At 69.7% G+C, this 25,296-nt stretch carries 27 protein-coding genes and 1 riboswitch; of the genes, 9 read left to right on the plus strand and 18 right to left on the minus strand.

Translation table 11 applies throughout. The annotated features are described in order from the left end of the window. Positions 1-42 precede the first annotated feature (42 nt). Together LR394_RS33815 and LR394_RS33820 are read right to left on the minus strand one after the other, a co-directional pair. Positions 43-1,134: an EAL domain-containing protein gene (locus tag LR394_RS33815; protein WP_231448704.1), complete on the minus strand. Its 1,092-nt coding sequence runs from the start codon at positions 1,132-1,134 to the stop codon at positions 43-45. Between the two features lie 60 nt (positions 1,135-1,194). Next, positions 1,195-1,368: a DUF1059 domain-containing protein gene (locus tag LR394_RS33820; protein WP_231448705.1), complete on the minus strand. Its 174-nt coding sequence runs from the start codon at positions 1,366-1,368 to the stop codon at positions 1,195-1,197. Positions 1,369-1,521: 153 nt separating this feature from the next. Here LR394_RS33820 and LR394_RS33825 point away from each other — a divergent pair, with 153 nt between their 5' ends. Further along, complete coding sequence (locus tag LR394_RS33825; protein WP_231448706.1) at positions 1,522-1,923, plus strand: DUF4180 domain-containing protein; 402 nt, start codon at positions 1,522-1,524, stop codon at positions 1,921-1,923. Here the strand turns inward: LR394_RS33825 and LR394_RS33830 are convergent. Then, positions 1,920-3,014, minus strand: coding sequence for a site-specific integrase (locus LR394_RS33830; RefSeq protein ID WP_231448707.1), 1,095 nt, complete (start codon positions 3,012-3,014; stop codon positions 1,920-1,922). The genes LR394_RS33825 and LR394_RS33830 overlap by 4 nt on opposite strands. Before the next feature lie 112 nt (positions 3,015-3,126). Between LR394_RS33830 and LR394_RS33835 the strand changes: the two genes are divergently transcribed. Next, on the plus strand, positions 3,127-3,690 hold the full coding sequence (locus tag LR394_RS33835; protein ID WP_231448708.1) for a histidine phosphatase family protein: 564 nt from the start codon (positions 3,127-3,129) through the stop codon (positions 3,688-3,690). A gap of 14 nt (positions 3,691-3,704) precedes the next feature. Here LR394_RS33835 and LR394_RS33840 read toward each other — a convergent pair whose 3' ends face one another. Next, positions 3,705-4,142: a glutaredoxin family protein gene (locus LR394_RS33840; RefSeq protein WP_231448709.1), complete on the minus strand. Its 438-nt coding sequence runs from the start codon at positions 4,140-4,142 to the stop codon at positions 3,705-3,707. Positions 4,143-4,185: 43 nt separating this feature from the next. After that, complete coding sequence (locus LR394_RS33845; RefSeq protein WP_231448710.1) at positions 4,186-5,094, minus strand: inositol monophosphatase family protein; 909 nt, start codon at positions 5,092-5,094, stop codon at positions 4,186-4,188. A gap of 96 nt (positions 5,095-5,190) precedes the next feature. On the opposite strand from LR394_RS33845, the gene glgA reads away from it, so the two are divergent. The 3 genes from glgA to LR394_RS33860 all read left to right on the plus strand — a co-directional run bounded on the left by glgA (position 5,191) and on the right by LR394_RS33860 (position 7,656). Next, complete coding sequence (gene glgA / locus LR394_RS33850; protein ID WP_231448711.1) at positions 5,191-6,426, plus strand: glycogen synthase; 1,236 nt, start codon at positions 5,191-5,193, stop codon at positions 6,424-6,426. Then, a complete protein-coding gene (locus tag LR394_RS33855) occupies positions 6,413-6,667 on the plus strand; it encodes a hypothetical protein (protein ID WP_231448712.1) in 255 nt (84 codons plus the stop codon). Before glgA ends, LR394_RS33855 begins: the two co-directional genes overlap by 14 nt. An 80-nt stretch (positions 6,668-6,747) precedes the next feature. Beyond that, positions 6,748-7,656: an alpha/beta fold hydrolase gene (locus LR394_RS33860; RefSeq protein ID WP_231448775.1), complete on the plus strand. Its 909-nt coding sequence runs from the start codon at positions 6,748-6,750 to the stop codon at positions 7,654-7,656. On the opposite strand, the gene LR394_RS33865 is transcribed toward LR394_RS33860, so the two are convergent. The 7 genes from LR394_RS33865 to LR394_RS33895 form a co-directional block, all read right to left on the minus strand. Next, positions 7,653-8,462 carry a DUF3152 domain-containing protein gene (locus LR394_RS33865; RefSeq protein ID WP_231448713.1) on the minus strand — a complete coding sequence of 270 codons (810 nt, stop codon included), beginning with the start codon at positions 8,460-8,462 and terminating at the stop codon, positions 7,653-7,655. The two genes, LR394_RS33860 and LR394_RS33865, sit on opposite strands and share 4 nt — an antisense overlap. 95 nt (positions 8,463-8,557) lie before the next feature. Beyond that, positions 8,558-8,956 carry an NUDIX hydrolase gene (locus LR394_RS33870; protein WP_407937183.1) on the minus strand — a complete coding sequence of 133 codons (399 nt, stop codon included), beginning with the start codon at positions 8,954-8,956 and terminating at the stop codon, positions 8,558-8,560. A gap of 148 nt (positions 8,957-9,104) precedes the next feature. Next, positions 9,105-10,328 carry an ROK family transcriptional regulator gene (locus LR394_RS33875; protein WP_231448715.1) on the minus strand — a complete coding sequence of 408 codons (1,224 nt, stop codon included), beginning with the start codon at positions 10,326-10,328 and terminating at the stop codon, positions 9,105-9,107. Positions 10,329-10,342: 14 nt separating this feature from the next. Beyond that, positions 10,343-11,074 carry a GNAT family N-acetyltransferase gene (locus LR394_RS33880; protein ID WP_231448716.1) on the minus strand — a complete coding sequence of 244 codons (732 nt, stop codon included), beginning with the start codon at positions 11,072-11,074 and terminating at the stop codon, positions 10,343-10,345. 459 nt (positions 11,075-11,533) lie between these two features. After that, positions 11,534-12,184 carry a hypothetical protein gene (locus LR394_RS33885; RefSeq protein WP_231448717.1) on the minus strand — a complete coding sequence of 217 codons (651 nt, stop codon included), beginning with the start codon at positions 12,182-12,184 and terminating at the stop codon, positions 11,534-11,536. 151 nt (positions 12,185-12,335) lie between these two features. Beyond that, a complete protein-coding gene (locus tag LR394_RS33890) occupies positions 12,336-12,836 on the minus strand; it encodes a hypothetical protein (protein WP_231448718.1) in 501 nt (166 codons plus the stop codon). Positions 12,837-12,938: 102 nt separating this feature from the next. Continuing rightward, the gene (locus tag LR394_RS33895; protein ID WP_231448719.1) at positions 12,939-13,610 is read right to left on the minus strand and encodes a hypothetical protein; all 672 of its coding nucleotides are present in this window, start codon (positions 13,608-13,610) and stop codon (positions 12,939-12,941) included. A 344-nt stretch (positions 13,611-13,954) separates the two neighbouring features. Here LR394_RS33895 and LR394_RS33900 point away from each other — a divergent pair, with 344 nt between their 5' ends. After that, a complete protein-coding gene (locus LR394_RS33900) occupies positions 13,955-16,330 on the plus strand; it encodes an OmpA family protein (protein ID WP_231448720.1) in 2,376 nt (791 codons plus the stop codon). A gap of 137 nt (positions 16,331-16,467) precedes the next feature. Here LR394_RS33900 and LR394_RS33905 read toward each other — a convergent pair whose 3' ends face one another. The 4 genes from LR394_RS33905 to LR394_RS33920 all read right to left on the minus strand — a co-directional run bounded on the left by LR394_RS33905 (position 16,468) and on the right by LR394_RS33920 (position 21,625). After that, positions 16,468-17,064 (minus strand): anaerobic ribonucleoside-triphosphate reductase activating protein, encoded by a 597-nt coding sequence (locus tag LR394_RS33905; RefSeq protein ID WP_231448721.1) that lies wholly within the window; start codon positions 17,062-17,064, stop codon positions 16,468-16,470. Continuing rightward, on the minus strand, positions 17,061-18,878 hold the full coding sequence (locus LR394_RS33910) for a ribonucleoside triphosphate reductase (RefSeq protein ID WP_231448722.1): 1,818 nt from the start codon (positions 18,876-18,878) through the stop codon (positions 17,061-17,063). The genes LR394_RS33905 and LR394_RS33910 overlap by 4 nt, the downstream gene beginning before the upstream one ends. A gap of 19 nt (positions 18,879-18,897) precedes the next feature. Next, positions 18,898-19,049, minus strand: a riboswitch (cobalamin riboswitch). Between the two features lie 200 nt (positions 19,050-19,249). Further along, a complete protein-coding gene (locus LR394_RS33915) occupies positions 19,250-21,082 on the minus strand; it encodes a DUF2637 domain-containing protein (RefSeq protein WP_231448723.1) in 1,833 nt (610 codons plus the stop codon). Between the two features lie 141 nt (positions 21,083-21,223). Beyond that, the gene (locus LR394_RS33920) at positions 21,224-21,625 is read right to left on the minus strand and encodes a DUF4288 domain-containing protein (RefSeq protein ID WP_231448724.1); all 402 of its coding nucleotides are present in this window, start codon (positions 21,623-21,625) and stop codon (positions 21,224-21,226) included. A gap of 132 nt (positions 21,626-21,757) precedes the next feature. On the opposite strand from LR394_RS33920, the gene LR394_RS33925 reads away from it, so the two are divergent. The 3 genes from LR394_RS33925 to LR394_RS33935 all read left to right on the plus strand — a co-directional run bounded on the left by LR394_RS33925 (position 21,758) and on the right by LR394_RS33935 (position 24,655). Continuing rightward, a complete protein-coding gene (locus LR394_RS33925; protein ID WP_231448725.1) occupies positions 21,758-22,816 on the plus strand; it encodes a coiled-coil domain-containing protein in 1,059 nt (352 codons plus the stop codon). 64 nt (positions 22,817-22,880) lie between these two features. Beyond that, positions 22,881-23,897, plus strand: a complete 1,017-nt coding sequence (locus LR394_RS33930; protein WP_231448726.1) for a phosphotransferase — start codon at positions 22,881-22,883, stop codon at positions 23,895-23,897. Positions 23,898-23,899: 2 nt separating this feature from the next. Further along, positions 23,900-24,655 carry a class I SAM-dependent methyltransferase gene (locus LR394_RS33935; RefSeq protein ID WP_231448727.1) on the plus strand — a complete coding sequence of 252 codons (756 nt, stop codon included), beginning with the start codon at positions 23,900-23,902 and terminating at the stop codon, positions 24,653-24,655. Positions 24,656-24,664: 9 nt separating this feature from the next. Here the strand turns inward: LR394_RS33935 and LR394_RS33940 are convergent, their stop codons facing one another. Together LR394_RS33940 and LR394_RS33945 are read right to left on the minus strand one after the other, a co-directional pair. Further along, entirely contained in the window at positions 24,665-24,844 is a 180-nt protein-coding gene (locus LR394_RS33940; protein WP_231448728.1) for a hypothetical protein, read from the minus strand. A 138-nt stretch (positions 24,845-24,982) separates the two neighbouring features. Continuing rightward, positions 24,983-25,285, minus strand: coding sequence for a G protein-coupled receptor family protein (locus LR394_RS33945; protein WP_231448729.1), 303 nt, complete (start codon positions 25,283-25,285; stop codon positions 24,983-24,985). Between the last annotated feature and the right edge of the window lie 11 nt (positions 25,286-25,296).

The following is a 25,296-nucleotide window of genomic DNA, read 5'->3' on the forward strand; positions in this document are numbered from 1 at the left end:
TCGCCAGGGCGATCGTCCCCCATTGGTGTCAAAGGCCCTGTGCTACGCCTTACCGCCCGCCAGGGCGTGGATGAGCCGGGGTATGCGCACGATGCCCACGTACCGGCCGGCGTTGTCCGTGCAGATCAGCGGAGCGGGCCAGTCGCCGGCGGGACGGGTGATGGCCCGCAGGGCGGCCTGCGACCAGTCCGTGTCCACGTTGATCAGCAACCCCGCGATGGGCACCGGCCCGGCCGAGCTGTCCAGCAGGCCCACGGGCCGTGAGTCCTGGTCGCACAGCACCACGACGTCCTCCTCGCTCAACGCCGGGCTGTCCGGGCGGGTCACGGGCGGGTGCTCCAGAAGACGGCGCAGCGTGCGCGGACCAGAACGCGCCGGCTGCTCGACCAGCGTGCGCCCGGCAGGCTCGCTGATGCCCTGCCAGGCCGGATTCGGGCGGCCCAGGTAGAAGCCCTGCGCCAGCGGGACCCCCAGCGAGGACAGCGCCCGCAGTTCCCCCTCACGCTCGATACCCTCGGCCAGCAGCCAGGCGTCCATCCGCCCGGCGAACGTGCCGACCATCTCCACCAGCGCACGCTTGGCCTCGGAATGATCCAGGTCGCTGACCAGCTCCCGGTCCAGCTTGATCATGGAGGGGCGCAGCATCAGCATCCGGCTCAGCCCGGCATACCCCGACCCGGCATCGTCCACGGCGATCAGCGCGCCACCCTCCCGCAGCCGCTGCAGCTCGGCCTGGATGCCGTCCAGGTCGTCGACGTCGTAGTGCTCGGTCAGCTCCACGACCACGCCCTCGAGCCGGCCCGCCTCGGCGAACACCCGGCGTACGGCCGCATCGGTCAGGACCTCAGGGCCCACGTTCACCGACAGGAACGTGTTCCGGGGAAGCTGCGCACGCGCCTGCAGCCCCAGCCGTAGTGCCGTGGCCTGCAGATCGGCGCCGACGCCCGCCTCGTGCGCGGCCGCGAACCAGGTCTCCGGGTTACGCACCTCATAGCCCGGGAAACGGATCAGCGACTCGTACCCGGCGACCGTTCCCCGCGCCACATCGACGATCGGCTGGAAGACCACCTGCACGCCCACCGCGTCGATCGCCCCGGACAGCATCGCCTCCCAGTCCAGCTTCTTGCGGTGCATCGCGTCAGGGGCCGTACCTGCCGACGCGGAGATCCCCGTGCCCGTCATGGCGCAGCGCGCTCAGAGGGTGACGATGGCGGAGCGCACCGCACGGGCCAGCTCCGGCGGGATCGTCCTGAGGCCGTGCGCGCTCGCCGCGTGCGCGGCGACCGAGGCCAGGATGTCGTCCTCGGTGTCGCAGACGAACGTGGCATCACAGTCGGGCACCACGTCACCACAAGCGAACGACTTCACCGCACAGACTCCTCACCCTTGCACGTACCGGACCCGTCCCTGGTCGTCACGGAACACCCAAAGTTAACCCCAGGCCCCAGCCGTTCCCCCGCCCGGACCGCCGCCGGAAAACGGCTGGGCCTGACCACCCGGGTCTTCCTACACTCGGGCGGCATGACGCCACCGCACGAGCCCGCCGACGTCGTCGAGGACATCAACGGGGTGCAGGTGCTGGTCTGCGACCCGCAGGGGCCGGTAATCGCGAGTGAGGCCGACGCCCTGGACCTGGTCGGCACCGCCGCCTGGCAGGGCATGAATCTCGTGGTCGTGCCCGTCGCCCGGCTCAGCGAGGACTTCTTCCGGCTGCGCACCGGGCTGGCCGGCGCGATCGTCCAGAAGTTCGTCAACTACCAGTTGCGCCTGGCCGTGACCGGCGACATCAGCGCCCACCTGGAAGCCAGCAGCGCCCTGCGCGACTTCGTCCGCGAAAGCAACCACGGCCCGCACCTGTGGTTCCTGCCCGACCTTGACGCCGTCCGCGAGCGCCTCAGACCCGCGGCGACGGGCAAGGCCTAGAGGCCGAGGCTGGAGGAGGCAGCGCCGTCCCACAGCGCACCGCGGCGCAGGTACCGGTCCACCGCGGCCGAACGCCAGTCCCCGTCGGCCATGATCACGTGCCGGGCCACCCCGTTCTTGGCCGACTGGGTGGCGAAACCGGCCCGCAGCGAGTGCGCGCCCCAGGTGCCGGGCAGACCGGCTGCCTCGGCCCGCTGCTGCACGATCGTGCGGATCACCTGCGGGGTGAACGCCTTCGCCCCGACCGTGCCCCAGCGGGTGACCGGCCGGAACACCGGCCCCTGGGTGATCCCGGCCAGCGCCAGCCAGCCCTGCAGCGCGATCACCGGGCAGGTGGCGCGGGCCGAGCCCCGGGGCACGGCCCGCGGGTGGCGCTCGGTCCCGGCCTGGTCGCGTTTGGTCCAGCGCGGCGTGATCACCAGGCCCTCGACCTCCTCGCTCAGGTCCGCGACCTCGATCCGGGCCAGTTCCGAGCGGCGCAGCGCGGTGGCCAGACCGACCAGGATCACCGCCTTGTCCCGCCGGGCCAGCAGTTCGGCCTTGCGCAGGTCCCGCTCCTCGCCCAGGTCGCGGCGGGCCCGGTTGAGTTCGTCGTCCATCACCGTGACGATCCGCTGCACGTCCCGCACCATCAGCGCGGACATCTGCCGGACCAGCCGCTCCTGATCCTGGCGGGCGTACCCCTGCAGGCGCAGCCGCAACTGCCCGTCCTGGCGCGCCGAGGGCGCACCCAGCTCGGCATGCCGCGCCCAGATCGCCGACAGATGCTGATGGATCGTCGGCAGGCTCGCCGGCACCGCACGATCACGCAGATGCGCCACGAACGCCCGCACCGTCGAGGCCGAGGCCGGCAGCGCGATCAGCGCGTTGTGCGCCGTCCACTGCTCGAACACCTCCCACGCCCGCCGGTACGCCTCCCGGGTGGCCGGGGCCAGCGAATCCTGCGCCGCCTGCGCATCGATCGCCGCCAGCCGCGCCACATACGCGTACGCCGGATCCAGGCCGCTCTCGCGCTCGCCGTCAACGGCCGCGAGTTCCGATCCCCCGTGCCACGTTTCGGGTTCCGGTTCGGGCGCAGCAGGGATGAGCATGCTCTGCATTCTGCCCGATCCGACCGGATCCGGCCTCTCCCGGGCAGGTCCGGCCCAAGCTTGTCGGCGCCGGCTGATAGACCTGGCAACTCCACACACCCTGGAGGGTCAGATGGCACGCACCACGCTGTATCTCGTCCGCCACGGCGAGCAGGAACCCGACGGTGAGAACCTCTCACCCCGCGGTCGTGAGCAGGCCCGCCAACTCGGGCACCGCCTGGCCGGCATCCCGTTCGACGCCATCCACTGCAGCAGCCTGCCGCGCGCCGCCCAGAGCGCCGCGATCGTCGCCGAGCACCTGCCGGGCGTGCCGGCCCACCCCTGTGAGTGGGCGAAGGACCGCACCCCGATCATCGAGACCTACCCTGAGCGCTACCAGGCGTTCTTCGAGCAGGTGCCACCCGAGGAACGTGATCCCGGCGCAGTCCGCCTCCGGGAAGCGGTGACCGCGCTGAGCCGGACCGCAGACCACGCCCGGCATCCGGCCGCTGATGAGCGCACCGACCTGGTCGTCACCCACAACTTCGTGATCGGGTGGTTCGTGCGCCATGTCCTCGAGGCGCCCGACTGGCGCTGGCTGGGCCTGAACCAGGCCAACGGCGGCCTGACCGTGCTGCAGTGGGAAACCGGCCGTCCCGCAGCCCTGCTCAGCTTCAACGACGTCGGCCACCTCTGAGACTGCTACGGGGTTTACGGGGCTGAGGTCAGGCGCGCCCGCACCCACTCCGGATCGGGGTTCACGTGCACGTCGGAGCCCCAGACGACCGTCGGCACCGTCTCGTTGCCGTCCGCCACCGCCCGCACCGCGGCCGCGCCTTCCGGGTCGTCCCAGATGTTCACCCACAACGCCTTCGACGCCTCAGCCCGCACCGTGGCGCGCAGCCGCAGGCAGAACGGGCAGCCCGGGCGCCAGTAGATGATCGGCCGCCCGTCCTGCTGCGACGCCTGGACCGCCTGCGCCGACGTCACCGACCGGGGAAACAGCAGCGCACCGGTCAGGGGCGCGATCACCAGCGCGAGCGCCACCAGGAACACGCCCACGACCAGGTTGACCACACTGGGATTGGCCACCGTGCTCACCACCGCGACCACGAGCAGGAACAACGACGCAGCCCAGTGAGTCCTCATGCCGCAAGCATCCCAGCCCGCCCAGGCCCAGGCGCAGTGAGGTCTAGGTGCGCGGCCGGTAGGAGCGCCACCAGGAGTCCACGAGCACGTCATGGACCAGGCCGTTGGACAGCACACACCCCTGCACCGGCCGGTCGTACCGCTGCTCGCGCCCCCGCCGGTCACTGACCCGGCCACCCGCCTCGATCACCAGCAGCGCCACGGCCGCGCAGTCCCAGGGAGCCTGCCCGCTGTACAGATCGGCATCCCAGAACCCCTCGGCCACCTTGCAGCCCGAGAACACCGACGGCCACGGAAACCGATGAACCTCCGCCGTGACCCGCCCGCTCCCCGAAGCGTCCACCAGGCTGCTGGCGCCGGTCCTGACCTGCAGCAGACCGTCCGCGTTCAGGTCACCCGGCGCAGGCACGCTCCCGCCGCCCTTCACCGTGAGCGCCTCGTCCACCGCACTGCGCCCGGACACCGAAAGCCGGGACACCACCCGCGGCCCCTCGCCGCCGGCCATGTCCCTGGCGCCACCCCGAAAGGCCCCGCCACCGGCCGTGGCCCAGTACATCTCGCCCGTGGACGGATTGTGCGCCACCGCCACCACCGGCTGCCCGTGCACGACCAGGGCGATCGAGACCATGAACACGGGAATGCCCAGGATCAGCTGCTGCGTGCCGTCCACCGGGTCGATCACCCACACCCGCCCGTCCACCCCGTCCACCCTGTCCAACGGAGTACCGGAGGGCGCAGAGCTCGCCTCCTCACCCAGCACCCCGTCACCCGGGCGGCGAGCGCGCACCTGCTCGATGAACGTCTCGTTCAGCTCCTGATCGGCCGCCGTCACCGGTGAGGCGTCGGCCTTGGCCGCCACCTCCAGCCCGGCCGCGACCAGCTCACGCACGCGCCGCCCGGCCTGCCCGGCGAAGTCCAGCGCGAACGCCAGATCCGCAGCCCACTCGCCCATCCGTCCCCCTGAAACAACCTGAACAACTGCTGCCTTGTCGGCGCGATGCCGTCCGCAGGCTCGCCCGAAATGTCCCACCGAAATTATGCTCAAGACGTGAACAAAAACAACAGCCTCACGGTCGGCCTGTTCACCCGCGAATACCCGCCCCACGTCTACGGCGGAGGCGGCGTCCACGTCGAGCACCTGGTCCGCCATCTGCGCCACCATCACACCGACGTCGACGTGCACTGCCTCGGCCAGCCCCGCCCCGACGCCACCGCCCACCCGATCAACGTAGCCACCGGGCAGCCGGTCCTGGACGTCCTCACCGCCAACGCCGGCATGGCCGCCGCCGTCAGCCACGTCGACCTGGTGCACTCCCACACCTGGTACACCAACCTCGCCGGCCACTGGGCCTCCCTGCTGCACGACGTCCCCCACGTCATGACCGCGCACTCCCTGGAACCGCTACGCCCCTGGAAGGCCGAACAGCTCGGCGGCGGCTACGAGCTCTCCCGCTGGGCCGAGCACACCGCCATCACCAGCGCCGACGCCGTGATCGCGGTCAGCCTCGCCATGCGCGACGACATCCTGAAGCACTACCCCAGCGTGCAGCCCGAGCGCATCCACGTGATCAGCAATGGCGTCGACACCACCCAGTACTACCCCGACCCCGCCACCGACGCCCTGACCCGCCACGGCATCGACCCCGAGCAGCCCTACGTCCTGTTCGTCGGCCGCATCACCCGCCAGAAAGGCCTACCCCACCTCCTGCGCGCAGCCCGCCGCACCCGCAGCGGCGCCCACTTCGTCATCGTCGCCGACGCCCCCGACACACCCCAGGCCGCCACCGAAATCGAGACCCTCGCCGCCGGCCAGCCCCATGTGCACCTGATCCGGGCGACCCTCCCGGTCCACGAGCTACGTCAGCTCCTGACCCACGCCACCGTCTTCTGCTGCCCCTCCGTCTACGAACCCCTGGGCATCGTCAACCTCGAAGCCATGGCCTGCGCCACTGCAGTCGTCGCCACCGCGGTCGGCGGCATCCCCGAAGCCGTCCACGACGGCGTCACCGGCACCCTCGTCCCGTCCACCGGCCCCGCCACGGACACCGAACACCACCTCGCCGAAGCCATCGACCAGCTCATCACCAACCCCGCCCTCGCGAGTGCCCTGGGCCACGCCGGCCGCGACCGCGTCACCCAGCACTTCACCTGGGACACCGTCGCCACCCAGACCGCCGACCTCTACGCCGCTCTTGCACCACCCGGCCACGGGGTAGGCGAGACTGGGAGCTCATCGGAAGAGGCCGAACGTGGAGCATGGGAGGAACGTCGTGGCAGCACGTGACCAGGTGAGCGGCGCCGGGCTACCGGACCCCGATTTCATCCACCGTCTTGAGTTCGCTGCCGAAGGGGACCTGGACGGCTGGGACCTCTCGGATCTCCCGCCTCTGGGTACCCCCGTGGTGCACCGGCACGTCGTCGAGGTGGACACCGGCACGGAGCAGGCCCTTCAGCGGCAGGCCGCCGCCCTGGGCATGACGATCGACGAGCTCATCCTGTCGCGGATCCGCAACAACGCCGCCTAGGCGCCCACGACCGCTGACCTCTGCGCTGAAGCGCCCAGCGCCAACCGTGTCCCCCGGAAGCCATGATGGACGGCGTGAGCATGCGGCCGGTCCTGGGCACCGCCATGTACCTGCACGAGGTCGGCAATGGCCGGCCGGTGCTGTTCCTGCACGGCAACCCGACCAGTTCCTACCTGTGGCGCCACGTGATCGCCGGGCGCCGTCCGGGCTGGCGCTGCCTGGCACCCGACCTGATCGGCATGGGCCGTTCCGCCCGGCCCGCGGGGCTCGGCTACACCTTCACCGAGCACGCTGAGCACCTGGACGCCCTGCTGGAGGACATCTCTCAAGAGCACGAACCAGAGGACGGGGTGGGCACCCGGGACACCGACCTCACCGAGGACGCGCTCGCGGGTGTGGTCGTGGTGGGCCACGACTGGGGTGTGGCGCTCGCGCTGGAACTTCTGCGGCGACGGCCCGAACAGATCAGCGCCGTCGCTGTCATGGAGGGCCACATCCAGCCGCTGCCGGGCTGGGAGGCCTTCGACCCCGGCGGTCGCGAGCTGTTCCAGCAGCTGCGCACACCGGGGGTGGGTGAGCGGATGGTGCTGGAGGAGAACATCTTCCTGGAGAGGCTGCTCCCGGCGGCCCTCCAGCGTTCCCCGGGCACCGACGTCCTCAAGCAGTACGCAAGCCCCTACCCCGATGCGGCCTCACGGCGTGCCCTGCTGAGCTGGCCCCGCCAGATCCCGATCGCCGGTCAGCCCGCCGAGACCCACGCCGCCCTGAACGCGGCCGCCCAGCACGCGAGCGTCTCACCGGTACCGAAGCTGCTGATCACCGCGCCGGGCACACCGATCGTCACCCCGCAGGTCATCGACTGGTGCACCAGGCATCTGCCCCACCTCACCGTCGCCGCCGTCCCCGGGCCGGCCGGGCACTTCCTGCCCGAGGACCAGCCAGACGCGGTCACCGACGTCCTGTGGCAGTGGCTCGAAACCCTGACCTAGGCCTTCGGGACCGGGTCCTGGTAGGCGCCGGCCGGGCCCGTGTACAGCTTGCCCTTGACCTTCGGCCACGCGTTGGCCTTGCAGCCGTGCAGGCCCAGCGTCTGCTGCTGCATCACCGGCGCCGTGCGGCCCTTACCGGGACACTTCACGTGACCGTGGCCCAGCCGGTGACCGGTCTCATGATTGATGACGTAGGCGCGGTAGCGCTCCAGGGAGGCGCCGTAGTGGGGTACGCCGTTCACCCAGCGGGCCACGTTCACCACGACCCGGTCACCGTTACGGCAGGAGGTGTACCGGTCGGGGTTGGCCCGGGTCGCGTCCCCGCACAACGTGTCCCGGGTCTGCGGGGTGGCCAGGTAGATCGTGAAGTCGTACCGAGCGGAGTTCGGCACTCGCTGCAGCCGCACCGTGCCCGTACCGGTCCAGCTGCGCTTGTCCGACAGCGTCGTCACGACCTGCTCGGCGAACTGGTTGGCGGTGATCCCGGTGATGCCTTTCTCCACCACCACCCGGTACTTCAGCAGCGGCCCCTTCTTCCCGGCGACCTTGCTGCGGCCCGTGGCCACCTTGAACGTGTTCTTCCCGGCCTTCGGGTACGTGATCTTCCTCGGCTTGGCCGCCGCCGAGGCCGACACCAGCTCCACAGTTCCCACGGCTGCCGTTCCGTCAGCATCAGACGAGCTCATCAGCCCATCGTCCACCGAAGAGCCGACTTCACCAGCCGGCATCAGCACCACGGCCCCGGCGAGCGCAGCACCCACCACCGCCGCACCGACAGAACGCGCAGAGATCTTCAGACGAGACACACCAGTGAGGCTAGGGGGCCCCATGATGTGCAGCTGCCGGTACCACCTGATGTGACCAAGATCTGCTCCGGCCCACAGCAATCCCCTGAGAGCTCCTACTTCAGCAGGCCGGCCTGATGCAGATGCTCGAAGACCAGCTGGTCCACCGGGGAGGAACGCCAGCGGTCGGCGTAGGTGAACCAGACCAGCTCCGCGATCTCGTTGTCGGGCTTCAGATCACCGGTGTAATCGGAGGTGTAGCAGGCCATCTGCACGATGCTGCCCGGCGCCATCCCGTGCGCCTGCGCCTGGAACGTGCCCAGGTGCTCGGCCGTGTCCAGGACGACGTCCACACTGAGCTCCTCGCGGACCTCCCGCACCAGCGTCTGCAGGTCGCTCTCACCAGGATCACGCTTGCCGCCGGGCAGGTAGTAGACGTCCTTACCGGCCGACAGGGTACTGAGGATCAGCCCGTTCTCGATCCGGATCCAGGCAATCTTGTCGACCACGATCACCATGCGGCGCTCCCACCATCTCGTCCAGCCAGCTCAGCGAGCTTTACCGGACAAAACGACCAGCACGCCCAGCCCAAAGATTACCCGCCCGATCTTGAACCGTCCCGAAACAGCACACATGAAGAGCAAGAAGCCCAGCGGGCACCGGTTACCGCGGTGACCGCTGTCCCGTCCGGCGCTCGCTGGTCAGAAGGGACAGGTCCTCGAGCAGGACATCGAACACCGCCTCCGCCGCACCGATCAGGCCGCCGTCCTCGCCCAGCGTCGTCACCTCGATCGGCGCCAGCTCCGGGAAGCTCGCCGGCGTGCTGCGAGCGGCCGCGGCCTCCCGCACCACATCGCCCGCCGCGTCGTACAGATCGGCCGCATGCTCGCTCAGCAGCACCAGGTCCGGATCGTGAATGCCCACCAGCACCCCGATCCCACGCCCCAGCGACACCGCCGCCCGCCGCACCGCTGCATCCCCTGCCGCAGTCCTCGCCTCCCGGAACACACTGTCGGCCACGGCGCTCGCGGTCGCCACCGACGCCTCGATCCCCGCCATCCGGGCCACCGCCAGCCGGTCCATCTCCGTCTCCCAGCATCCGCGAGCGCCACACCGGCAGGGAAGATCGTCCACGCCCAAAGGGGCGTGCCCGTACTCGCCGGCCAGCCCCCGACGTCCGGTGACCGGGCGCCCGTCGACCAGGAGAGCGCCCCCGACACCGACATCGGCGTGCAGCACCAGCACGACCTGCCCCGGTTCGGCCGCCACACGGCCGCGCGTCGCCTCGGCCACAGCCATCAGCGTGGCCACATTGCCCACCCGCACCCGCCGATCCGGCTGCAACCCCAGCCCGGCCAGCACATCCACCGGCTCACCGGCCCACCCGAGCCCCGGCGCCGACAGCACCTGCCCGCTCGTCCGCTCGACCAGCCCGTGAATCGCGACCCCGACCCCGGCCACCCGCGTGCCCAGCCGGACCAGCCGTTCTGTCAGCAGATCCCGGGCGCTCGCCAGCACCACATCGACGTCCTGCGACTCCAGGGCCCGCGTGTGCACCTCGTTCAGGCCGCCGGTGATCGGCGAGTGCGCCACGCGCACCGCATCCGTCGCGATCCCGAGCGTCACCACCACCGGCCCGTCCGCCGCCGGCCCCAGCAGTGCGCTCGGCCGGCCTCGCCCGCCCGTGACCAGCGTGGCTTTCTCCTGCACCAGGCCCAGCCGTTCCAGATCCGCGATCAGCGTGCCGGCCGTGGCCCGGGTGCAGCCCAGGTGCCGGGACAGATCGGCCCGGCTGAGTGCGGTCGGTGACAGGTGAACAGCTCTCAGTGTGCGCGAGAGATGCATCAGACGTAGATCGGCGGTGGAGGAAACAGTCGAAGGGCCCACGCCGGAAATTATGCTCAAGACGTGAACAAAAGCCCAGGCGTCCCGGGCAGCAGGCTCAGCTGAGTCCCGAGGTCGCGGAATCCCAGACGCTGAGCCACCCGCCGGGACGCTGCGGGACGAGCCCGCCATTGAGGAAGCAGCCGATGCTGCAGCGCATCCCGGGTCGCAGCCGACGCCACCGCCCGGGCCAGATGCCGGCCCCGGTACTCTGGCACCGTCAGCACGCATAAATGCGCCACCGCACCAGGCCAATGGCCATACCCCGCAGCAGCAATCACCCTCGAGGCATCCCGGACGACGAAGACGTCCGAGGTGACGTCCTCGAGCCCGGACTCCTCGGCGTCCTCGGTGCCCACCGACGTCAGCAGTTCGGCCAGCCCAGCATCCTGCACCGGCAGACTCTCGACACGGACCGGCCCTGCCATCGGGCGAAACTCCGTCTCGTCGAGGTAGGCCAGGGCCGCCGGGCCCAGCACCTGCCGGACCGCCAGCCTGCTGCGCAGCAGGCCCGGATCCACCGCGCCCGCGACGGACAGCCCAGCGAACGCACCGATCAGGTCCTCACCCGGGACCGTCACGATGCCTGCGCCGCCCAGCACGACAACGCCGACCCACCCCGGCGGACACAAACCCGAGTCTGCTCGCACACCCACACTGAGCCCGCCGTCCTGGGGAAACACGACCGGAACGCCAGCCAGGCCGACCCACGCCCGCCGAGCCCGGTCCATCAGCGCTGGAGAGGCCATGACAGCAGGATGACAACCGACCGGCCCACGAGGCGAACCCTTTGACGGACGCAGAGCCAGGGCTTCTACCTAGGGACGCTGTGGGGCACCTGGGCAGGCCGGCCCACCAGGGGCGGTAACCGGCTCAATAACGCGTCAGCGCTCGCCGGGGCCCTCCCCGGCCCCTTCGGCTCCATCCGGGCCTTCCTCCCAGTCAACTAGCTAGAAGTTTCCTTCTGGATAGCCAGCATGGCCTGTTCTGTTAAACGTAACGCGCAGCGCGTTTCAATAAATCGCCGCGCGCACGCGAAATCAAGCGAACGTGAAGAGGTGTAGTCCAAGGACGCCACGACCTGGCTCAACGCTGAGCTTTCCCCGCTGGGCCCCCAGCGGCTACCGGTAGCGCGAGACGTCGTTGATCGCGGTGATGATGAGATGAACGGGCCGCCCTGCAGAAGCGAGCGCGGTCGCGCGAAGGCCTTACACCGTGCGTCCGGGCAGAACGGTGATCCAGGCACCGGCCCCAGCGACGAGGGTCTGGCTGTTGGCCTTCAGGACCTCGACCAGATGATCCTCGCGCCAGTCGTCGGGGACGGTGATCGTGAAGCGCGCCCGTCCGTCGGCATCGGTGCGGAAGGTGCGCAGCTCGCTCGGCTCCCGCATTTCTTCGCCGTCCGCGGCATACCCGCTGGAACGGATCTTGATGCTGAACGCCTCATACCGGGCGCGGGCCCGCAACCCGCTGACGACGACCCGCACGCGTGAACCGTTGTGGGCCGTGGCGGTGTTCACGGCCAGGGCCGGCCGCGGCGGGGTGACCGTGAGCCAGTCGCGAGCGCCCTTGACCAGGTCGGCGCCCTTGGCCTTACGTACCTCGATCAGGTGATCGTGCCGCCAGTTCAGCGGCACGACGAACCGCGTCGAGAACTGGCCGTTCGTGTTCGTCCTGACCCGGGACAGCACGGTCCACGCCGGTGAGCGAGTCACCGTCGTCGACGACGGGCCGGTGCGGGTCCTGCGGCTGACCAGCTCATAGACCGCGCTCGAGCGCAGCTGTACGGCGTGCACCCCGATCGTGCGGCTGGCCGCAGCGGAATCTGCGCTCAGCCAGATCGCCGCAGGCGCGGCCATCGACGTCCCCTTGAGCCTCGGCGCCGCAGGTACAGCCTGGGCGGTTCCGAGACCAGACATGAGCACCGCCGAAAGCCCCGCCACCGCCACGCCCATACGGAGACCCATCGGCCCGCCCCTCCCCGGAAGAACCCCAGCACTGTGACGGCAGTCACAAGCCCTGAGGCATCTTCGCAGCGTCAGCAGTCGAGCACAATCGGCGAGCACGCCGATGGCTCAACGCGGTCAGTCGGGCATGGTGCCGCTGGTCCGCAGGGCGATCAGGTTCGCGTTCGTGGGTGGAGAAGTCCTGGACCCGGGTGAGGTCCTCGGGGCTGAATCCGCCGTTGTGCTCGGCGCGGGTCATGGCTCCGTAGAAACCGGCGACGACGTCGCGGTCACGGGCGGCGAGTTCGGCGACAGTGGGCACAGCAGTTGCCTTTCGGGCCGGGACGCTCGCGGCAGGTTCGGTCGGGGGCAGCCGGTCGTGCAGTGCGGTGACGGCCGTCCGGCCGAGCTGGGCCTGTCCGGCCTCGGAAGGGTGCAGGTGATCGCCGCTGTCGTAGCGGCCGTCGAGGGCGAGGCCCGCGGCCGGGTCACGCAGGGCCGCGTCGAACCTGCCGGGGCCCGATCGTCGCGATGATCGCGGTCGCGCCGGAGGTGTCGAGGACATCGTCGGCGAACCTGTTCAGCCCGGCGCGGCCGTTGGCGAGATTCGCGGGCCCGGCGTCGAGGCGTAGCCGCTTGCTGGCGATGCCACGATTAACGATCGAGATTAGGTACGGGCGCTCGCCCAGCTCGTTGCTGCCTGGGCCAGTTCGCGCAGGTGGACGGCGGGAGACGTCTGGGCTCGGTTGTTGAGGCGGCGAGCGCTCTGCTCGACGAACGCGGTCACGGCGTGCCGGGGCGCGGATGACCAGGCTGGGACGAGGCCGGCCCATTGCTCTGCCCGGTCTGGGGTGTGGCCTGCCCGGATGAGCCGGATCACCATGAGCGCGGTGTCGATCCATGCTGCGCCTCGGCACGGCGCTGACCAGTCGACCACACTGATCGAGTTGCCTTCGATCACATAGTTTTTCGGCGTCGCGTCCGTGTGGATCAAGATGTCGCCGTCGACCAGGTCGGGCGCGATGGCTGCAGCCCATCGGGCGGTTGCTGGCTGAATCATCGCGGCAGGTGCCCGGACGGTCGACATCATGGTGAGAGTTGAGGCCAGAACTGGCAGATCAGGCGATCCGGGGGTGACGTCGACGTGCCGCCCCAGGGCCCGGTCGAATCCGTTCACCACCCACCCGCCTGTAGCGATGTGCCAGCGGATCCGGGGCGCGATCGGGGGCACGAACTGGTTCAGTTGCGCCTCGCGCCGATGTGTCCACGCCGTCGGGGCGTCGACGCTTGCACCCTTGCAGAAGACGTCGCCGGATGCGGTGTGCAGGACCGCGGCCACGTCGGACGCGGACCCGTGATCGACAGGGGTGACATCCACGACCGGTCCGGTGCGCTGTTCGACGGCCGTACGAACGGCTGCCGGCACGTCGTTCCACTGTCGGCGGGGCAGGGTGGCCTCCTTGGGATCGCGGCGCTCGGCGACTCTGTGCGCCGCGATTTCACCGGTTACTGCTCGTGGCACCCAGCCTGGCAGACCGTCTCTCTGCACAGGACAGCAGCAAGTTTCTGCTGGGTAGGAGCTGTCCAACGGGACCCCAGTGACTACTCTGAGCAAGAAGTATCACTGTACGTTATGGGCCTTTCGGGGGTTCGCTCCTGATCGGATCCGACAAGGGGGAGCACATGTCGGGTGGGGTACGAATGCGCGGGGTGGCGGCGATCGTCGCGGTGGGGCTGCTGCCGGTGGTGATGGTGGCCTCGCCCGCGGCCGCGGCGCCGGTCGGTGATGCGCAGCTCGTCACGGGCGAGGTGTTCCTGACGAACGGATATGTGGAGGTCGGCTCTCGCGCCAACGGTTCGCTCGGTTCCACCGTCTCCGCCCCGGCTGGGTATCACCCACGGAACGACTCCGGCACCATTCTCGGGTTCCGGTCGGACCGGGACAAGGACGGCTGGGGTGTCGGGACGGATGACGGAGACTTCTTCACCCCCGGAAACCCCTACGAAGGATGGGGGTTCCAGGTCGGCGACAGCGGGACCCCTCAGTGGAACGACAACTCCACCGACAGCGTCGCTGGTTCGTATGCGACGCCCACGTTGACCGGCACCACCGCCGCCGCCACCTGGAGTTCGACAGCGCCGGTGGACGGGATCAGCGTCTCCCAGGTGATCACGGCGGCAGCGGACAAGCAGGCCCTCGACATCGACGTGACGCTCACGAACACCACCGGCTCTGCGATGACCAACGTGTACTACGCGCGGGGCGTGGACCCGGACAACTGTGCGACGGTCACCACGCCGTCATGCGACGGTGACGGTGACGGTGTCGCCGACACCCCCGGCAGCTACTACACCCGGAACACGATCGTCGCGCAGGTCGGTGCCGGAGACCCGGCATCGGTGGCCTCGGCCACCCAGACCGACGGTTCGTACCTCGACCTGCGCAGCGTCGACACCGATTCCCTGGCCGCCATCGAGAGCTCCGGCTGCACCAATACCTCGAACCTGGCTCAGTTCTATCCTGGCCCGGGCGGATCCGCGTGCACCACGGTCGGATCCACCAACTTCCGGGACGGTCTGATCTACCAGGTGATCAAGACCCCGACGCTGGCCGCCGGTGCCTCCCGCACGCTGCATCTGCAGTACACCCTCAGCGCCGCCGCGGCCACCGGCAGCACTCCACAGGCCATCACGTTCCCGCAGCCGGCGGACACCCCACTGTCCTCGGGCAGCGCGACCCTGACCGCGAGCGCCGACTCGTCCCTGGCGGTGACGTACACCAGCTCTACCCCCGCGATCTGCACGGTGTCCGGATCCACGCTCACCCTGGTCGCCCTGGGGACCTGCACGATCACCGCGAAACAGCCCGGCAACCTCACCTACGCGGCGGCCACCGACGTGACCAGGTCGTTCGCCGTCGTCGCGGATTCGTCCCCCGTGCGGCCCACTCCCCCGGACCTGTCCAGTACCGGGGTCGCGACCGCCGTGCAGCAGGCGAAGGTCACGATCCCGGAGGGCGGCAACGTGACTCTCCTGGACGCGGCGGGCGAGCCCACCACCACGGTCACCGTGAGCGGGGTCGGGGTCTACACCCTCAACCCCAGCACGGGAGTCATTACTTTCGCTCCGGAGCGTGGGTACAGCGGCACCACCGCCGGGGTCCGCTACCAGGTCGCCTCCGCGGGGAACTTGAAGGCCACGGCGCTCTACACCGCAACCGTGCGCAAGCCCGCTGCCCCGGCGCCGAAGGCGCTGACCAGTACCGGCCCGGCTGCCCAGCGTGCCACGATCGCCCACCGCGAGGGCGACGTCCTGGCCCTGCTGGACTCCGCCGGTACCCCGAGCGCCGGTCCCGTCACGATCGCCGGGGAAGGCACCTACGAGCTCGACCCGGCCACCGGCGTCATCACGTTCACCCCGGAGCGCGGGTTCACCGGCAAGGGGGTCGGGATCGGGTTCCAGGTCACCGATGCTTATGAGCAGACCGGGATGGCCGCCTACGTCCCCAGCGTCGGCGCCACCCCGACACCGCCGCCGACTCCCACCAAGCCGGGCCCGGGCACGAAGCCGTTGCCGAAGATCGACCGCAGTCACCTGGTCAAGATCCCCGCCGATCCGACGAAGGTCCGTGGGAAGCATCGCCGCACGAAGGCGTTCAACTCGGCCTCCACCGGGGCGGACGCCCATCCGATCACCAAGCTCGGTTCCCGGCAGCTGGCCAAGGGCCAGGGCGCCAGCCTCTCGGGCGACGGCCTGTTCAACTTCAACAGTGCCCGGCTGACGAAGAAGGGCCGGGCCCAGGTGAAGTCGGTGGTCAAGAACCTCAGGGGCGCCGAAGCGGTGAGGTGTGAGGGGTACACCGACTACGCGGGGCTGCGCAGTCACGAACTGCGGCTGTCCGCCAAGCGTGCCAAGGCGGTGTGCACGGCCCTGAAGATGTACGGGGCCGAGGTGCGCACGAAGATCAAGGGCTTCGGTCCCGAGCGGCCCGCCGTCATCGGCGGCACCCCCGAGGGGCGCCGGGCGAACCGCCGGGTCGTCATCCTCGTCACCCGCTGAGGGCGACAGCCAACTGAAAAACAGGGGGTGCCCACGAAAGTCGTGGGCACCCCCTGTTTTGTGGCCCTCAACGGCAGGCCTCGCCCTGAGGCCGGTACGCTGCCCAGCTCGGAGGCCGGGCTGGGCAGGGGGTTAGCTCAGGCCGGGGTGCGGGCGTCCTGCCAGGTGTGCTCGGAGCTGAGGTTCTGCTCGTGCAGCCAGGAGGCCAGATGCTCGACGTGGTGCTCGCCGAAGCGCTCGGGGTCACGAGTGGTGCGCAACTGGTGGGGCAGGCCACTGCTGCGCAGCAGGTGCAGGCTGCGCAGGGCGGGTGCTGCGCTGCGGGGTGCGGCGGTGATGGTGTCGTACTCCTCTGGGTGGGCTTTGATGTCGAAGCCCACCCAGTCGATCAGGCTCTCGGCCAGCAGTTGCCCGAACCGGCGAGGGTACGCGCCGCCCGTGTGGAGCCCGACTGCGAAACCCAGCTCCCGCACGTCTTTCATTGCCGCAGCCAGCCCCCTCTGGAGGAGGGGTTCCCCGCCGGAGAACACCACCCCGTCCACCAGTTTCTGTCGTTGACGCAAGTGCGCGCGCACCTCGGGCCAGGTGACGGCGGCGGGGGTTCGTGGGTTCAGGAGGGTGGGGTTGTGGCAGTAGCCGCAGCGCCACGGGCAGCCCTGGCAGAAGAGCGTGGTGACCAGCCGGCCGGGCCAGTCACAGGTGGACAGCCGTGACCATCCCCCGATCCGGATCACGCCCCTACCCCTGACCCTGTCGTCCCGGTCAGGGTGGGGATCTTGTTCTCCTGGAAGTGGACGCGCTCGCTGTGCTCGCCCTGCTTGCCGATGTTGAACGAGGTGACCGGACGGTGGTAGCCCATCACCCGCGTCCACACTTCGCAGTCACCGCCGCACGCCGGGCAGGTGGTGTGTTCCCCGGCGAGGTAGCCGTGGCCGGGGCAGATCGAGAACGTGGGGGTCACGGTCAGGTACGGCAGGGAGAAGGTCTCCAGGCTGCGGCGTACGAGGTTCTTGCAGGCCTGGGCGGTGGTGATCTGCTCGGACATGTACAGGTGCAGGACGGTGCCGCCGGTGTAGCGGGTCTGCAGCTCGTCCTGGCGGTGCAGGGCCTCGAAGGCGTCGTCGGTGAAGCCGGCGGGCAGCTGGGTGGAGTTCGTGTAGTACGGGTTGGTGTCCGTGCCGGCCTGCAGGATGGACGGGAAGCGGCGGCGGTCCTCCTTGGCGAAACGGTACGTGGTTCCCTCGGCGGGGGTGGCCTCCAGGTTGTACAGGTGGCCGGTGCGTTCCTGGAAGTCGATCATGCGCTCGCGGACGTGATCGAGGAGCCGTAGGGCGAGTGCGTGCCCGGCGGGGTGGGTGATGTCGTGCTCATCGCCGGTGAAGTTACGGATCATTTCGTTGACGCCGTTGACCCCGATGGTGGAGAAGTGGTTGTCCAGGGTGGCCAGGTAGCGCCGGGTGTAGGGGAACAGGCCGGCGTCGATGAGGTCCTGCACGGTGCGGCGTTTGATCTCCAGGCTCTCGCAGGCCACCTCGAGCAGGTCGTCGAGGGCGGACAGCAGGGCCGGTTCGTCGCCGGGATGGCGGTGGCCCAGGCGGGCGCAGTTGATGGTGACCACGCCGAGGGAACCGGTTTGTTCTGCGCTGCCGAACAGTCCGTTGCCGCGTTTGAGCAGTTCGGTGAGGTCGAGTTGCAGGCGGCAGCACATCGAGCGGATCATGCCGGGCTCGAGGTCGGAGTTGACGAAGTTCTGGAAGTACGGGAGCCCGTACCTGGCGGTCATCGCGAACAGGCGCCCGGCATTGGGACTGTCCCAGTCGAAGTCGTCGGTGATGTTGTAGGTGGGGATCGGGAAGGTGAACACCCGTCCGCTCGCGTCGCCGGTGGCCATCACCTCGATGAAGGCCTGGTTGACGAGGTCCATCTCGGTCTGCAGGTCCCCGTACGTGAAGGTGCAGGGGTGCCCGCCGATGCGGGGTGTGTCGTCCTTCAGGTCGGGTGGGCAGACCCAGTCGAAGGTCAGGTTGGTGAACGGGGTCTGGGTGCCCCAGCGGGAGGGCACGTTCAGGTTGTGGACCATTTCCTGGATGCACTGGCGCACCTGCGGGTAGGTCATGGCGTCCTGGCGGACGAACGGTGCCAGGTAGGTGTCGAAGGAGCTGAAGGCCTGGGCGCCGGCCCATTCGTTCTGCAGGGTGCCCAGGAAGTTCACGATCTGCCCGGTGGCGGCGGAGAAGTGCCGGGGCGGGCCGGAGTCGATCTGCCCGGCCACCCCGGCGAACCCTTCCTCCAGGAGGGTGCGCAGGGACCAGCCGGCGCAGTAGCCGGCCAGCATGTCGAGGTCGTGGATGTGCAGGTCACCGTCGCGGTGAGCGTGGGCGACGGCCGGCGGGTACACCTCCTGAAGCCAGTAGTTCGCGATGACCTTGCCGGCGGTGTTCAGGATCAGCCCGCCCAGTGAGTAGCCCTGGTTGGCGTTCGCGTTGACCCGCCAGTCGCTGCGGTTCAGGTACTCGCTCACGGTGTCCACGGCATGGATGTGTGTCATGTCGGCCCTCCCACGGGGCGTCCGTACAGCACGTGCGGCAGGGGTCGGACTCGCGCTCGTGCTGGTGCGTGATGTGGCACGGCGCTCACCGTTGCGGGGCAGTTCCGGGCTCGCACCGGATTCCCTGGCCGGTCGCGAGGCACGACACGGCCCGCCAACGCTACATCTGGGATTCGGCGCTTAACGCTGGCACAACATGTTGAAGGATGTTGGTCCTGGACGGTGGGGGCGGAAGTCGGGCCCGTTTCGGGACGGTTCGTGATCAGCGGTCCGGGTCGGGCCGCCCGGCACCCGTCCGCTCGGGTGACGTCAGAAGGGGCGCTTCACGGTTTTCCGTGAAGCGCCCCTTCTTTTTTGGTACCGGCGAGCGGTCAGTACCGCACAGCCCGCAGCGGCGGGATCTGGCGGGCTTCACCGAGGATCCGGGCGGCGGTGCGGTCGCTGACCACCCAGCCTTCCTTCTCCAGCTCGGCGCGCAGTTCGGCGCCGGTGATGTCGGGGTTGCGGTTGAGGATGCGCACCGCGATGTCGAGGCGCTCTTCCTTCTGCTTGGCCGTGGGACGGCCGCTGATCAGGATCGAGCCGGTCTCGGTGGCGTTCTCGGAAGAGCGCTGACGGTGGGCGTTCGGGTCCGGGAACGGCTGGTCGGCGTCGAGCAGGTGCGTGTCCGTGCTCTGGGGCAGCGGCGCAGTGGGCTGCCATCCGTGGGTGGCCGGGTTTCCAGCAGAGGACGGGGTGCCCGCCGCGGGCGCATAACTCGCCTGGGGCGCGGGGGCGGTGGGGATGCCGGCGGTGTCGGGGCCGTTCGTCCGGGCCTGGGCTGCGGCCCACAGGCTGGCGCCGGCGGGCTGGGGCTGGACCGGGCGGGTGGGCTCGGGTTCGGGCTGGCGCTCGCTGAAGGACGAGTCGGGCTCGGCGCTCATGGGGGCGGTGAACTGCTCGGTTGCCGCGGCGGGGACCGGGTTCGCACCGTTCTGGACGTGAGCGTCGAAGCTCTCCGCCGCGGGGACAGCAGGGGCAGCAGGCTGGATGCTCGGGTTGACCGGGACAGCGGAGCCGTTGGTGGCAACCGGAGGCAGCGAACCGTCCACGCCAGCCGCACCATGGGTTGCGGCGACCGTGTGGGCGGGGACAGGCACGCCGTTGGGGGTAGGCGAACCGTTCGACGCGGCAGCGGCATCAGCGAGCGCGACAGCGGCCGGAGCAACCGGGGCAGGCCCGTGCTCGCGGGGCTCCGCCACCTGCGGGACATGCGGGGCGCCGTTGTGCGGTGTGGGTACGTCGTCGGGCAGCACGATGACCTGGCGCTCGCCGCCGAAGGCCTCAGGGACGGCCGGGGTCTGGACGGGGACGGGGGGCTGGGCAGCTACGACGGTGTCGGTTTCTTCGGGGCGCAGGATCTCGTGGACGACCGAGCGCAGGATCTTCTCGGGGCTGCGTTCGGACTGCTGGTGGGGGTCGGTCCAGCCGACAGCGCCGAGAACAGCTTGCGGGGGAAGGCTTCCGGCGCGCATCTGACGGTTCACGACACGGCGCACGCGCTTGGCGTCGCGGCGGTCGTTGACGCGCCGGGGCAGGGCCAGGTTCAGGGCTTCACGAGCGGCCGCGGTGGTGCCCAGGCCGATGCGGGCCTGGTGGGCGTCGGCCACACCGGTACGGGCCATCAGCAGGCGGGTGCGGAAGGACTCGATCGGGGCGGAGATCCACAGCGACGGGGGGATGGAGGCGCTGGGGCCGAAGTTCGCGGCCTTCCACTGGCCCAGGACCTGCTTGCCGGTCAGCTCGACCAGCACGGCCCACACCGCGGGGGCGGTCACGTGCCAGGGCACCTCCCCCAGGTTGCGGGAGGCCAGGGCGTTCAGGAACAGCGTTGCCACGACCCCGCAGTGCGCGGTCAGCCGCCAGCCCGTCATCGGCCGGCCCACCTTGGCGCCGGCCACGTACTGCAGCGAGGCGCCCAGGATCAGCAGGTCGACCAGCAGCGGGAAACCGGCTGCCAGATACGGGCCGAACGTTGGCTCGGCGGCCTTGTACAGGCTCTGGTAGGAAAGAACGGCGCCGATGATGGCGACAGGGACCAGGACGACACGTGCCCAAGCGCTCAGTCGGCGTGCCTGCCGGGCCAGGACCGCGGGATCAGGAGCATCCGCAGGTCGCTGAGCCGGGTCCAGGTCGGGGCTGGAGGGGGTGACCACGGCGCCCATGCTGTCGTCCGGATATGTCCGCTGTCATCTTCCGAGGCCCGGCCGCTACCAGATGACGCCAGACATTGACGCACGGTTCACGAAGACGCCCCTCGCCACCCCACGTGACAGGACGTGCCAGGTTTTTCTGTCACCCGCCCCTCACGCAAGGTCCGCGCCGAAGCCGCCGCCATCGTCCTCTGCTACTGCTTTCTGGCACTCCTGACCGGTGTCGAAGTGCCGGTCCAGGTACTGCTCCGCCGCCAGATCGCTCAAGCGCACCAGGGAGAAGATCTCGGCGCCGTCCGCGGGCTCGTCGAACAGCCGGTACGACTGGGCCAGGCCGAGGTAGGTGTCGGGATGCTCGGTGATCGTGGCCGCGTACTCACGGGCCTCGGCCTGCGCCCGTTCGATCGCGTCGTCCGCCGAGAGTGCCCGCCACAAAGTGATCCGCTCCTCGTACGCCCGGGCATCGCAAGAAGCCTCGGAAGCGGGCGGCCAGCCGGACTGAAAGACACACCGGACCGCGTACCAGGCCCGCTCCCGCGGTGCATCGTCCGTCACCGGCCCAGCATCACACCTTCGAACCAGGGACGGTGCCCGCACCTGCGCTTCAAAGGTCGCCCTGGGCACCGGGCCGGGTCAGGACAGACAGGGGTGGGCGGCACGCCTGGCCGGATACGCCAGACTGCCGGGGTGAGCACGAAAAGCCCTGAACCCGACGCCGCTGAGTCCACGATCGACCTCACCGCCACCAGCACTGACAACGCTGAGGCGGCCGAGCCGCTGCGGGCCGCCAAGAAAGACGCAGAACCCACGTGCGGCCTGGACGGTTGTGACGAGCCGCTGCCGCCACGCCCACGCGACGAACTCGGCCGGCCCAAGGGCGGACGCCGGGCCCGGTACTGCTCAAAAGCACACGCGGACGCAGCGTCCCGTCAGCGCCGGGCCAACGACCTGGCCGCCGTCGCCGACCCCCTGGCCCTGGCCCGGGAGGCCACCGCTGGCGTCCTGCCCGTGGCCCGCCAGCTCAGCGACCAGCTGAACGCGCTGATGACCCGCTTCGAGCAGGCCGAGACCGGAGCCCTGGCCCGGGTCCAGGCCGCCGAGGCCGAGGCCGGCGAAGCCCACGCCGAAGCAGCCCGGGCAGCCGAGGGAGAACAGCAGGCCGAGCAGGCCCGCCGCGAAGCACTCGCCGAGGCCCGCAAGAACAAAGAAGCCAAGGACCAGGCCCTCAAACGTGCCGAGCAGGCCCACACCGAGACCGAGCGCATCCGCGACGAGGCCTGGAAACAGGTCGCTGACCACGAACGCGCCCGCGGCCAGGCCGAAGCCGAACTCGGCACGCTCCGCGAAGCCCTGGAACGACTGCGCCGCGAACACGCCGAACTCCTCGACACCGCCCAGGACCAGCGCACCCGGATCACCCAGCTCGACCTGCAACTGGCCACCACCACCCTTGAGCTGCGCCAGGCCGGCGAGCGCACCGCCGACCTGAATACCCGCCTGGCCCACGACGAGCAACGTCACCACGACACCGTGACCCAGCTGCAGGCCCGCCACGACGAACAGATCCAGCAACTACAGCAGGCCCGGGAAACAGCACTCGCCGAAGTGCGCGCCCTCAAGCTGAACACCCAGGACAAGCCACCCGCACCCCTGGCACCCCGTACCCCCAAACCCGCGCGCCGACGTCCCCGGGTAGCCGGCAACCGTCAGCCCGACCGGACACGTCCGCAATCACCGGAGTCCTGAAGCTGCCGGCGCAGGCCAGGAAATCCAGGTGCCCGGAATGAGCGATCTGCACTAGCGTCACCAGGTGCGCCGAACCGCTGAAGCAGAAGACCTTTCCGCCATCGTCCAGCAAGCTCTCGGCGCGGAGGTCACCATCACCTCCGTGGACCGATTGCGCGGCGGCACCAAGAAGGGCGTCTACCGGGTCCACCTCCAAGCGCCGGCGGCCCCAAACAGACAAGCCCCCGCGTCCGTCATCGTGTACAGCTGGGCAGCCGACGAGAACTACTGGGAAGACCCCACCGCCCACACCCCAGCACACGACCCCCACGACGTCTTCGCCCCCGCCACCGGCATGCAGCGCTACCTCGACGCCCAGCACACCCTGGAGCAGATCGGAGCCCGCGCCGCCCACATCTACCTGACCGACGCCACCCAGAACGTGGCCGTGGTCGAGGACCTGACCGGCGGGACACTCGAAACCCTCTACGCCACAGACCCCGCCACCGCAGACACAGCCACCCGCGACCTGGCCAAGATCCTGCAGCGTCTGCGCAAGCACCACTCACCGACGTACGGAACCCTGGAACAGTTCCGCTCCGGCATCACCCCACACGGCACGTCCTGCGAACAACTCGTCCTGGACCGCGCGCTCGCCGACCTGGACGAATCCGCCCGACGGGAGCCCCGCATCGCCGCCGTCCGCGAAGAACTCGCCGGGAAACTGAAAGAGCTCAGGGCCGCGGTCAGCCCCCGCGCCGAGTACTGCCTGATCCACGGCGAACTCGGCCCCGACCACGTCCTGGTCAGCGCCAACGCCGAGGCGGTCCTGATCGACGTGGAAGGCATGCTGTTCTTCGACGTGGAATGGGAGCACGTGTTCCTGGAGATCCGCTTCAACGAGCGCTACCCCCTCCTGCGCGAACTCGCCGGCGCGAACGACCTGGACGAGAACCGCCTGCGCCTGTACCGGCTGGCCATGCGCCTGTCCCTGGTCGCCGGACCCCTGCGCCTGCTGGACGGCGACTTCCCCCACCGCGAAGGCATGCAGAACATCGCCGAATGGAACACCCAAGCCGCCCTCGCCCTCCTGAACGCCTGAGCATGCGTACCTACGACGACCTGGTCACCGAAGCCGGCCAAGCCGACGTCACTGGCTGGGACTTCTCCTGGCTGAACGGCCGCGCCACCGAAGAACGCCCGCCCTGGGGGTACACCCGCCAACTCGCCCAGCGGCTGCCCCAAGCCGAGCACGCCGTCGACCTGGACACCGGCGGCGGGGAAGTCCTCGCCGGGATGCCGCGCCTGGCCCAGCAGATGAGCGCCACCGAAGCCTGGCCGCCCAACGCCGCCAAAGCCCGCACCCTGCTGCAACCCCGCGGCGTGAACCTCGTCGAATGCACCACCGACCGCATGCCCTTCGCCGACGCCACCTTCGACCTCGTCACCAGCCGCCACCCGATCACCCCGCACTGGCACGAGATCGCCCGTATCCTGCGCGACGGCGGCACCTACTTCGCCCAGCACGTCGGCCCCGCCTCAGCTTTCGAACTCATCGAGCACTTCCTCGGCCCCCTCTCCAGCGCCCGGCACGCCAGAGACCCAGAACAAGAAGCAAAGGACGCTCAAAAGGCCGGCTTCGAGATCACCGAAGTACGCACCGCCCGCTGCCGGATGGAATTTCACGACATCGGCGCCGTGGTCTGGACCCTACGACGCTGCCCATGGTGGGTCCCCGACTTCGACGTCGAACGCTACGACCAGCACTTGCGCACCCTCGACGAAAAACTCCGCACCGGCGAACCGTTCGTGGCCCACTCCACCCGTACCCTGATCGAAGCCCGCCGCCGCGCTCGCTGAACCAGCGCCTCAGACCGGGGGACCTTCGAACAGCGGCATAAGCAGCGGCTGCCACAGCACACTCAGCACGACGGTAGCCCCCGCCCAGACGATGGCAGGAGTGAGCGCCCGCACCCGCCAGGACAGTCGCCGGCAGGCCAGACCCATCACCACCATCGTGAGGCCGAGCAACCCGACCGGAACGAACACCGCCCAGACCTGAGTATCCTCCGGCCAGCACCCCTCGTACCGGCAGTCAGCAACCCGGGTGATCAACGAGGAGATCCGCGAACCCAGGTACCCGCTGACCGCCCCGGCAATCCCGCCGAAGACCTGCCCGACACCACCTCACACCGCGCGCGACTGCGCACGCTCCACAGGCAGACCCGCGCACAGCACCACCGCCGCGAAGATGACCACCGCATGCAGGGCAATACCCAGCGGCGAACCGGACACCGCAGCAGCGGAGACCTCCCCGCCGGTGTCGAAGGGCAGAACCACCGGATCCACGAACGCCAGATACCCCTGCGACCCACCCCACACCAGCATCGCCAGCGTCAGAACACCCCAGCCCAGAACCATGGCAAGACCGGTACCGCGCAACATGTGCTGCTCGCGGCGTTCGTCAGGGGACAGCTGCACTCGGAACACAGCGGAAAACT

Source organism: Kineosporia babensis, from assembly GCF_021129305.1.
Taxonomy (GTDB): Bacteria; Actinomycetota; Actinomycetes; order Actinomycetales; family Kineosporiaceae; genus Kineosporia; species Kineosporia babensis.